General features: G+C 68.2%; 1 pseudogene. It reads right to left on the bottom strand.

From position 1 onward, the window contains the following. Positions 1 to 278 precede the first annotated feature (278 nt). Positions 279 to 362 (bottom strand): annotated as a pseudogene (locus ACR9ZJ_RS19415) (hypothetical protein); the annotation flags it as partial.

Raw genomic sequence — 362 nt, 5'->3', positions numbered from 1 at the left:
AGTTGTTCACGCTCAGGCCGATGCTGCCGCCGTTCGTACCCCCGCCCTGCAAGGCCTGGATGCGCGTGTACAAAGCGAGATTGCTGTAGACGTTCGAGGCGTTCTGGGTCCAGTCCCACAACTGCCCGCCGTTGATCGCCTGGGCGCTGCCTTGCGCGACGCTGCCCGCCGCCAGGTGATCGACCTGGCGGCGCCGCCCGCGTTGAGCGTGACACTCGTGTGGGAGACGTCGTCATACTGCACGGCGGATGCGCCGATGCTGCCGGCGAAGTCGGCCACCGCGCGCAACTGGCGAACGTTCACGGCATCGGTATCGGCGCTGCCGCCGGCCACGTTCGCGATCTGTCGCTCCGCTCCCGCAC

It is taken from the genome of Luteibacter sp. KNZ12-1A, assembly GCF_056755675.1.
The sequence above is the reverse complement of the archived record's forward strand: the minus strand, read 5'-3'. Positions and strand labels throughout refer to the sequence as shown.